The sequence below is a fragment of the Shigella sp. SIG6 genome, assembly GCF_053555815.1.
Window position 1 is genome coordinate 1 of the sequence record NZ_JBQZXC010000135.1, and the last position, 9,114, is coordinate 9,114.

The 9,114-nt window shown below is 50.4% G+C and carries 10 protein-coding genes; 3 read left to right on the forward strand and 7 right to left on the reverse strand.

Translation table 11 applies throughout. The features are described from left to right. Positions 1 to 1,138: 1,138 nt before the first annotated feature. Positions 1,139 to 1,708 (forward strand): recombinase family protein, encoded by a 570-nt coding sequence (locus tag ACUU1M_RS16865; RefSeq protein ID WP_001258749.1) that lies wholly within the window; start codon positions 1,139 to 1,141, stop codon positions 1,706 to 1,708. A 747-nt stretch (positions 1,709 to 2,455) separates the two neighbouring features. Next, complete coding sequence (locus ACUU1M_RS16870; RefSeq protein WP_001273654.1) at positions 2,456 to 2,563, forward strand: con-10 family general stress protein; 108 nt, start codon at positions 2,456 to 2,458, stop codon at positions 2,561 to 2,563. Between the two features lie 81 nt (positions 2,564 to 2,644). Here ACUU1M_RS16870 and rutG read toward each other — a convergent pair whose 3' ends face one another. Genes rutG through rutA form a run of 7 tightly spaced genes read right to left on the reverse strand, consistent with a single transcriptional unit; the run spans position 2,645 to position 8,088 of the window. Then, positions 2,645 to 3,973: a pyrimidine utilization transport protein G gene (gene rutG / locus ACUU1M_RS16875; protein WP_005074298.1), complete on the reverse strand. Its 1,329-nt coding sequence runs from the start codon at positions 3,971 to 3,973 to the stop codon at positions 2,645 to 2,647. Positions 3,974 to 3,993: 20 nt separating this feature from the next. Next, positions 3,994 to 4,488 carry an NADH-dependent FMN reductase RutF gene (gene rutF / locus ACUU1M_RS16880; protein ID WP_001028096.1) on the reverse strand — a complete coding sequence of 165 codons (495 nt, stop codon included), beginning with the start codon at positions 4,486 to 4,488 and terminating at the stop codon, positions 3,994 to 3,996. 10 nt (positions 4,489 to 4,498) lie between these two features. Beyond that, entirely contained in the window at positions 4,499 to 5,089 is a 591-nt protein-coding gene (locus tag ACUU1M_RS16885; protein WP_001001199.1) for a malonic semialdehyde reductase, read from the reverse strand. 9 nt (positions 5,090 to 5,098) lie between these two features. Continuing rightward, positions 5,099 to 5,899, reverse strand: coding sequence for a pyrimidine utilization protein D (gene rutD, locus ACUU1M_RS16890; protein ID WP_152029020.1), 801 nt, complete (start codon positions 5,897 to 5,899; stop codon positions 5,099 to 5,101). A 7-nt stretch (positions 5,900 to 5,906) separates the two neighbouring features. Beyond that, positions 5,907 to 6,293 carry a 3-aminoacrylate deaminase gene (gene rutC, locus ACUU1M_RS16895; RefSeq protein ID WP_001126780.1) on the reverse strand — a complete coding sequence of 129 codons (387 nt, stop codon included), beginning with the start codon at positions 6,291 to 6,293 and terminating at the stop codon, positions 5,907 to 5,909. Positions 6,294 to 6,304: 11 nt separating this feature from the next. After that, entirely contained in the window at positions 6,305 to 6,997 is a 693-nt protein-coding gene (rutB, locus tag ACUU1M_RS16900; RefSeq protein WP_024260735.1) for a peroxyureidoacrylate/ureidoacrylate amidohydrolase RutB, read from the reverse strand. Further along, entirely contained in the window at positions 6,997 to 8,088 is a 1,092-nt protein-coding gene (gene rutA / locus ACUU1M_RS16905; protein ID WP_152029021.1) for a pyrimidine utilization protein A, read from the reverse strand. The genes rutB and rutA overlap by 1 nt, the downstream gene beginning before the upstream one ends. 287 nt (positions 8,089 to 8,375) lie before the next feature. On the opposite strand from rutA, the gene rutR reads away from it, so the two are divergent. After that, positions 8,376 to 9,014, forward strand: coding sequence for an HTH-type transcriptional regulator RutR (gene rutR / locus ACUU1M_RS16910; protein WP_000191701.1), 639 nt, complete (start codon positions 8,376 to 8,378; stop codon positions 9,012 to 9,014). Positions 9,015 to 9,114 lie beyond the last annotated feature (100 nt).

Genomic DNA, 9,114 nt, shown 5'->3' on the forward strand with positions numbered 1-9,114 from the left:
ACTTTACGTTATTCGTTCACAGTGTTGATAAGTGGTTTTGCCCTCTGTTTCTGTTATCATCGGGCTTACCTTATCAGGGCTTTGAAATGCCCTGTAACTTCCCTCTTAACGGGAGAGAAAGAACATAGTGACCCCAAGCGAAGCGCCCCTCTAAAAAGTTTTTTTAGTTACTTTGTTTAAAAGCACATCAAACGATACATTTTATTGATTTAGGTCAAAGACAAAAGCATTGACAAAATGGTAAGATTGTTCACATGACCTTACTTAACAGATTCTTAAGAGCTTTGAAACAGCCTGTTTAACAGGTCACTACCTCTGGTCTTATCGTTCCCTCTCTTCTTGGTAGTTCTGTTAAGTATCTTTTCAGGTATCTCTTACAGTCACTGTTAAGATGATACTCTCCCTTCGGGTTATATCGTATCTCTTCCCCCGTTAAATATCCCTTCACAGTCAGACTAAATAACACCTGTGTAGTTTCTTGTATGAAGTTGACCTTAGTCAATGTTTGTGAAGGTGTTACAGAGCATGTTCTCTAGGTCTGTGTAGCTTGCTTAGCGGGAAGAGAGGGTGATACATGAGAAAGAACCCTCCTGTTAAAAAGACCACTTAGAAGTCTGAGACTTTAGTAAAATCTGTGAATATAGCTTCTCAGACGCTCTGTAACGCATTCTAAGCGATTTTACCCCCTTATTTTAAGGTGGGTGGTGCATGCCTATAGGTTACCCCTAAAAATGGGGTTAAAACTCGCTACAGAGCTTTCTATGAGGCTTGGTAAGATTGTGCAAAATCTGTACAATGGTTATTTGGCTTCTGAAAATTTTTATAAAAATCATAGTAGCCCTCTTTGAATCTCATCTTCCCCGAATCTTCGAAAATATCTGTATGTCTGCTAAGTACCCGTCACACCAGCTATGTGACCCCCTTGGCAAAAAAGCCAAATAGCTATTGACTTTCTATGTGAGTTGCTATAAGGGCATCTATCTAGGTCTTTAACTGTATAAATACACATGACAACAAACGCCCGTTAGGTGTCTACTTTAAAAGGTAGCCGTATATATAGACAACAATTGTGATAATTGATTAAATGTCTATAGACAAACAGAACAGACCTTTGTTGGCTATATAGAGAGATAAGAACATGCGTACATTCCTTTATGCTCGTGTATCAGTTAATGACCTCACCACACAAAACCAAGTAGAAGCTGTTAAACGTGCTGGTTATGAAGTCAAACCTTCACGAGTAATTGAGGAAGTTATTAGTGGGGCTACACCAGCTATGGACAGACCACAATTTGTAAAGCTGGTGGATAAGCTGGAAGAAGGTGATTGTCTTGTAGTGACCAAGATTGACCGCTTAGGAAGGGATAACATTGATGTACAGAAGACCGTCACAATGTTACTTGGTATGGGTGTGAAGCTAATTTGCTTAGATTTGCCTGTCAAAGACCTTTCAAGTGCTGAAGGTAAACTTATCCTTCAACTATTCAGTACCTTTGCAGAGTTTGAACTTAACCGCATCAGAGAGCGAACCAGAGAGGGCTTAGAACGAGCTAAAGCACAAGGTAAGGTGTTAGGTCGTCCTGTAGCTGTGAACACTACAGAAGCCGTTTTAGAGCATAAGGCAAAGGGATTATCACAAAGTCAGGTTGCAAAGCTTCTGAATCTCTCTGTAAGAACGGTTAGCCGTCACTGGACAAAGACACTGTAAGAAACTTAGTAGCATCTTCATAGCCTCCTTAATTGGGGGCTTTTTTGTGTCTGTAACATATGGTGACCAAACATCTATATATCGTTATATAGTCATGTATATAGCACTATATGTAGTGTCTGGAGAGGGGCGACTAACACGATACAGTTTACCCTGAAAAGAGACTTCACAGATTCTTTATATATTTCAATAAGTTATGCTAAAAAGAGACTATACCGGTACTGCATAGAATTTGTGTAAAACTGCTTAGATACTTGGAAATCTACTATTAAATTGCATAGTCATTCACCTGATAAAGCCTGTAATTAACAGGTATGTTCTATGAATCATCCTCATACGTGTTTAGCTATGTAAAAGCACCAGAACTTTAGCCATTTCTAACCACTCCTCGTGTTATCTCTATTCCGTAGCGATTCGCTACCACTTATTTAAAGATAAGACGTCCTTTTCAGAGTGCAAATTTCACAACCACTTATTTGATTTATAACAACTTTCACAAGCACGTAATTTTGTCGCAAAATGACACATTTTTATCTCATCGCGTTTTTTTAATCATAAGAGCGGCTTATGGATAATTATTGGAGATGATATCTATTCTCGCTAAGAAGCTGTTGCAGGATATTACCAAACGCGGGTCTGCCCGCGTCAGTTCACTAAGCTTAGTCCCACGTAGCGAAAATATGGCAGCCGCCATACGCCGCGTTAATTCTATGCAATATGATGTCTATACCCAGACGGAGGTCAGTAATGGCAAACCATCGAGGCGGTTCCGGCAATTTTGCAGAAGACCGCGAAAGAGCATCAGAAGCAGGTAAAAAAGGTGGCAAGAGCAGTCACGGCAAAAGCGACAACTAGCCGGGCTAATCAATGACGAATGCATTTTTTTCTTAAGCTCGTCAAAAAGTCATCACCGCCGGTAACCCGGCGGTTTTCTGTTTATGGCTCCTGATGAACAACTTCTGGCGGTGGAACGTCAACCAACCTTCTGCTTAATAACGCATTGAGTAAAATCGCGCCAAAGGTTGCTGTACCGATCCCTCCCAACGTAAAACCGCCAAGCGTGAGAGCAAAATCACCCGCGCCCAGCACGAAGGTTACTGCGACCATAATCAAATTACCGTTCTGGCTTAAATCGACACGGTTTTGTACCCATATCCTTGCGCCTGCGACGGCAATCAGCCCGAACACAACAATTGATGCACCACCAATCACCGCGGCCGGAATGGTATGGATCAGCGCGCCAAATTTCGGCGAAAAGCCCAACAGCATAGCGATGACGGCAGCTGCAACAAACACCAGCGTCGAGTAGACTTTTGTCACGGCCATCACACCGATATTTTCAGCATAGGTGGTGACGCCGCTACCGCCGACAGAGCCGGAAAGCATCGTTGCCAGACCATCACCGACGAATGCTCGCCCCATATACGGGTCCATATTGCGTCCGGTCATCCCGGCGACCGCCTTGAGATGACCTAAGTTTTCCGCCACCAGAATCACCGCCACGGGCGCAATCAACATCATCGCCTGGCCATTAAAACCAGGAGTGGAAAAATGCGGCAGACCGAACCAGGCAGCATAGCTGACGAGAGTAAAATCGACGGCTTTTCCCAGCCCTAAAACGTTGGTCATCACGCCATACAGCAGACAGGCGACAATTAATCCTACGAGAATCAATAACCGCTGGATCATGCCACGGGTAAACACCGCCACCAGCCCAATACACAGCACCGTCATTACCGCCATCCAGCTATCAAAGGCCGAAGCCGATACACTTTTCACTGCGATAGGCGCTAAGTTCAGGCCAATCGCCATCACCACCGCACCCGTCACCACCGGCGGCATTAGTCGTTCAATCCAGCGTGTACCAATTTTCATCACCACCAGGCCAATGACGGTATAAACCAGCCCACAGGCGATAATCCCGCCCAGCGCGATGCTGATATTCGGGTTAATGCCCTGACCGTTAAAGCCCGTCGCGGCAATCACCACGCCGACAAAAGCCGCGCTGGAGCCGAGATAACTGGGGACGCGCCCGCCGGTAATAAAGAAAAACAGTAACGTGCCGATCCCCGACATTAAAATGGAAAGATTGGGATCCAGCCCCATCAGAATCGGCATTAACACCGTCGCGCCAAACATCGCCACCGCGTGTTGAACGCCCATTACTGCCGTCTGAGCAAACGGCAATCGTTCATCCGGCGCGACCACGCCGCTCTCTGTAGAGGTCGATTTTAACTGCCAGTGAGGAAAACCGAACATTGCCATCAGCTGTCTCCTTAAGGAGGTTAACAAGCAGGGCGCATCAGCGCGTGATAACTGCGATCGAACCACACCAGCCCGTAGGGTGTGGTGTGACGATGAATCGCTTCGATGGCGCAAAACAGAATGTCGTGGGTGCCGACGCTCACCACCTGGCTGATACGGCAGTCAAACGAAACCAGAGCCTCTTCCAGTTGCGGGCATCCGGTCACACCCGTCTGCCAGCGGGCGGCGGCAAAGCGGTGTTCCATGGGCGTTTTGCCGCCAAAAAGATTTGAAAGCGGCTCCTGCCCGGCGCTCAGTGTATTTACACACAGCGTTCGATTTTCATTGAATACCGGCCAGACGGACGCCCCACGATTCAGGCACACCAGTAATGTGGGCGGCGTGTCGGTCACGCTGCAGACGGCGCTGGCGGTGAACCCGGCGCGCCCGGCTGGACCGTCTGTGGTGATGATATTGACCGCCGCGCCCATACAGGACATCGCATCGCGAAAGGTTTGTTGATCAACTATGTTCATAGTTTGCTCCTTACAACAGCCCGCAGGCTTCTTCAAAGGACAGACGTGGCAGGCGCGCAAAAAGTTTGCTGCTATCGCCATAGCCGATATTAATCAGCAGATTGCTCTTCAGCGTGCTGCCCGCAAAAAAAGCGTCGTCAACGTGTTGACGGTCAAAACCCGACATCGGGCCGGTATCCAGTCCCAGCGCACGGCAAGCGACGATCAGATAGGCCGCCTGCATGGAACTGTTGCGAAACGCTGTTTCTTCGGCAAGTTGTGGGCTGGAGGTAAACCAACTGCGGGCATCACCGTGGGGAAACAGTAGTGGTAACCGTTCATAAAATTCACTGTCCCAGGCGACGATAGCGGTGACGGGCGCGGTCAGGGTTTTTTGCAGATTGCCGCTGGAAAGCGCCGGGCGCAGACGTTCTTTTCCTTCTGCAGTGCGGATAAACACGATCCGTGCCGGAGAACAGTTAGCTGATGTCGGCCCCCATTTCATCAGGGCATAAAGCTCCTGTAACGTCTCATCGCTGACGGGTGTCTCCCGCCAGCCGTTGTGAGTGCGGGCATCGGTGAACAGGGTGGTAAGCGCACCTGGGCTAACGGCTTCGTTCATAGCAATTCCTTACAGGGCGGCTTCACGGTAATGTAACAGGCTGGCAAGCCCGTTGAGTAACAGAGCATTAAACGTTTCGGGATCGGTCACGTTGCAGGCGTGTCCGCCATAGGGCATCACCATTTTCTGGCTATCGGGCAGGGCGGCATGAAGTTCACTGGAACATGCTGTTGGCACCAGCAGATCATCACTGGCGCAGATGATTTGTACCGGGCAGCGGATGCGATCCGCATGGTGACTAAAGTCAGCGCGTTTGAGGGCGTTAAGTCGACGTAGTAAATTATTTTTGCCCTGAAAATGCGCCAGTGCCAGCGCGTCTTCTGCCTCCAGGCGAGGTGCGCGGGCCGCCATCCAGTCGGCGGGATAGAGGAACAACGGCTGCGCTTCCACCCATGCTTGCGCGCCGCCGCTATACAGTAATCGTTCGCGAACCTGAAAATAGCGGCGCGTATGGGCGTTTATTCGTAGCCAGCCGTTAACGCTGACCAGCATAGTTACCGACGCGGGATAATCCAGCGCCAGCTGCATCCCCACCAGCGCACCGAGCGCATGGCCGACCACCGCGTAACGCTCAATCCCTGCGGCTACCAGCGCCTGATGCAGTTCCGCTGCCATCTGGGCGATACTGTAATCTTCTGCCAGTGTGTCGGGATTATTGCCGGTGCCGCGCTGGTCGTAACAGACTACCTGATACTCCTGCTCCAGCACCGCCAGTTGCGTTAACCAGTAACTGCCGCTACCGCCAAGACCCGAAATCAACACCACTACGGGTGCATCAGCATAAGGGGGAGGTGAGAGTGAAAGTTTCATCGCGGCCTCACTTGGCGATATGCGCAATTGTGGCGATTTCCACCAGCGCGTCAGGTTTTACCAGTCCGCACTGAATGCAGAATCGCGCCGGTTTATCACCCGGAAAAAACTCGGCGTAGATTTCGTTAATCGCGGCGTAATTTTTCCAGTCGGTAATAAAGATGCTGTTGAAGGTCACATCCGCCATCGTGCCACCCGCCGTCTCGATCACCTTGCGGATAGTTTCCAGAACGTGGCGGGTTTGCGCCTTTGGGTCATCGGCAAACAGCACGTTATTATGTTGATCAAAAGCCAGCGTACCGGAGACATACACCACGCCATCAGCCAGCGTGCCGGGAACGAAGGGGGCCAGCGGTGCGCTGCTGCCAGCGGGAATAATTACGGATTTTGGCATCGTTAAACTCCTTAAGCGATATGAGCAAAGGACGTGGGAGAAAGCGCGTCGCAGAACGTTTCGACGTCGCTGACCCAGCCAAAAAAGGTTTCGATATTGAACAACGCGGCTTTCTGTGCAAATTCCGGCCCCGCCTGGTGTGTTGCGTCTTCCAGCACCACGCCGAAATGCTCCAGAAAAAAGCCATCGCGTAGCGTCGATTCGACGCAGACGTTGGTAGCGATACCGGTGAAAACCAGATGGCGTATTCCACGGCTGCGCAAAATGCTGTCCAGCGGCGTATTGAAGAAACCGCTGTAGCGCGGCTTCGGCAGCACAATATCGCCAGGCTGCGGCACCAGTTCATCCACCAGTTGATAATCCCAGGAGCCTTTCGCCAGCAATTTCCCCTGCAGCTGCGGCTGCTTACGCATGGTTTTCAGGGCGTTCGATTTATGAAAATTCGGTGAGCCGGGGCCGCCAGCCTCGACATACTGTTCATCCCAGCCATTTTGAAACCAGATGATTAACATCCCTGCCGCTCGCGCTGCGGTCACAGCGGTTTGAATGTTGGCAATGACCGGGCGAGTGGTTGAGACATCAAACCCGGCGAGATCTAAGTAGCCGCCTGGCGTGGCATAAGCGTTTTGCATATCCACCACGATCTGCGCACTTTGCTGCGGATCGAAGGTAATGGCTTCCGGTCGAGCGGTTAAGGTTGTCATCATGCCACCTCCTGAGTCAGCGCAGAGAGATGGGCGCGGCACTGCATCAGTGGTTGAATGCGCTCGCCGAAGGTTTCGATTCCCGACAGAAAATCATCGAAGGTCAACAGCACGCCTTCTGCACCAGGCACGCTTGTGACTTCATCTAACATGCGCGCGACACTGGCGTAAGAACCGACTAACGTCCCCATATTGATGTTTACCGCCGAAGAGGGATCGGCCATCTGACGAACGTTGGTGTCAGTACCGGAGCGGGTATCTTTCTGACTTTGTTCGGTTAGCCAGCTTAACGCCTCTTCATCCGCGCCCGCTTTGTAGTGTTCCCATTTGGCGCGAGTGGCATCGTCGGTTTCATCGGCAATCACCATAAACAACACATAAGAGCCAACGTCGCGTCCGGTTTGCTCTGCGGCCTGTTTCATCCGCGCAGCGGTCGGGGCGAAAGCCGTGGGTGTATTTACGCCTTTGCCGAAACAGAAGTTGAAATCGGCATACTGGGCGGAGAACGCCATGCCAGCGTCGCTTTGCCCGGTGCAGATCACTTTCATGGGGACACTCGGTTGCGGACTGACGCGACAATCATTCATGGTGAAAAAATCGCCTTTAAAATCGCTTTTCCCCGTGCCCCACAGGTCGCGCAGCACCTGAACATATTCGGTGAGATAGTCGTAACGACGGGAGAAATAGTCATCGCCAGGCCAGATACCCATCTGCTCATACTCGGGCTTTTGCCAGCCAGTCACGAGGTTGACGCCAAAACGCCCGCCAGAGATGGAGTCGATGGTTGCGGCCATACGGGCGACGATTGCCGGAGGTAACGTTAAGGTGGCAGCAGTGGCGTAAATCTGAATGCGCGAGGTCACGGCTGCCAGACCCGCCATCAAGGTGAACGACTCAAGGTTGTGATCCCAGAACTCAGTTTTGCCGCCAAAGCCACGCAGTTTGATCATCGACAGGGCGAAATCGAAATGGTAATGCTCCGCTTTTTGCACAATGGCTTTATTCAGTTCAAAGGTCGGCATGTACTGCGGCGCGTGGGTCGAAATGAGCCAGCCGTTGTTGCCAATAGGTACGAATACGCCAATTTTCATCATCAACCTCTCTTCGTCTCGTAAAGTGAAAGTCAGACGGGGCGCTGCATCCTGCATATCCTTTTCAGCCGCGTATTGGCTTGTTTGCAAAGCGGATGCCAGTTTTTAAAAAGTGAATGTTATTAATGTGTTAGCATTGTGTTATCTAAAATATCTGGTAAAAAGTGGACTAAACGGTCAAAACAGTTGCACATAAAACATGCATCCGTGCGCGATGAGAGTGCAGAAGGTCGAGGCCGGGCGGGGGTTTTGCTATCCTGTTACCAATCTACAAGAGGGGAGAGCGCATGACGCAAGGCGCAGTGAAAACAACGGGTAAACGTTCGCGCGCAGTAAGCGCGAAGAAAAAAGCGATTCTTAGCGCAGCACTGGACACTTTTTCACAATTCGGTTTTCACGGCACAAGGCTGGAGCAGATCGCAGAGTTGGCGGGTGTTTCAAAAACCAATCTGCTGTATTACTTCCCGTCAAAAGAGGCGCTGTATATTGCCGTGCTGCGGCAGATTCTCGATATCTGGCTGGCACCGTTAAAAGCGTTTCGTGAAGATTTCGCCCCGCTAGCGGCGATAAAAGAGTACATCCGTCTGAAGCTGGAAGTCTCACGCGATTATCCGCAGGCTTCGCGCCTGTTCTGTATGGAGATGCTGGCAGGCGCGCCGTTGTTAATGGATGAACTGACGGGCGATTTGAAGGCATTAATTGATGAGAAATCGGCGCTGATTGCCGGTTGGGTCAAAAGCGGCAAACTCGCGCCGATTGATCCGCAGCATTTGATTTTTATGATTTGGGCTTCCACTCAACATTACGCCGATTTCGCCCCTCAGGTGGAGGCGGTGACAGGCGCGACGTTGCGCGATGAGGTATTTTTCAATCAAACGGTTGAAAACGTGCAGCGGATTATTATTGAGGGGATTCGACCACGTTAAAGATGCCGGAGGAGGTTGTAACATCCTCCGGCTACCTGTTTAACCGATCGTCATTAAACTGGCGTTACCGCCAGCGGCAGCGGTATTCACACTCAGCGAA

Bases quoted from the DNA above. Each gene is read 5' to 3' on its own strand.
- ACUU1M_RS16885 (WP_001001199.1), bottom strand. From the start codon at position 5,089: ATGAACGAAGCCGTTAGCCCAGGTGCGCTTACCACCCTGTTCACCGAT.
- rutB (WP_024260735.1), bottom strand. From the start codon at position 6,997: ATGACAACCTTAACCGCTCGACCGGAAGCCATTACCTTCGATCCGCAG.
- rutF (WP_001028096.1), bottom strand. From the start codon at position 4,488: ATGAACATAGTTGATCAACAAACCTTTCGCGATGCGATGTCCTGTATG.
- rutD (WP_152029020.1), bottom strand. From the start codon at position 5,899: ATGAAACTTTCACTCTCACCTCCCCCTTATGCTGATGCACCCGTAGTG.
- rutA (WP_152029021.1), bottom strand. From the start codon at position 8,088: ATGAAAATTGGCGTATTCGTACCTATTGGCAACAACGGCTGGCTCATT.
- ACUU1M_RS16865 (WP_001258749.1), top strand. From the start codon at position 1,139: ATGCGTACATTCCTTTATGCTCGTGTATCAGTTAATGACCTCACCACA.
- rutG (WP_005074298.1), bottom strand. From the start codon at position 3,973: ATGGCAATGTTCGGTTTTCCTCACTGGCAGTTAAAATCGACCTCTACA.
- rutC (WP_001126780.1), bottom strand. From the start codon at position 6,293: ATGCCAAAATCCGTAATTATTCCCGCTGGCAGCAGCGCACCGCTGGCC.
- rutR (WP_000191701.1), top strand. From the start codon at position 8,376: ATGACGCAAGGCGCAGTGAAAACAACGGGTAAACGTTCGCGCGCAGTA.
- ACUU1M_RS16870 (WP_001273654.1), top strand. From the start codon at position 2,456: ATGGCAAACCATCGAGGCGGTTCCGGCAATTTTGCAGAAGACCGCGAA.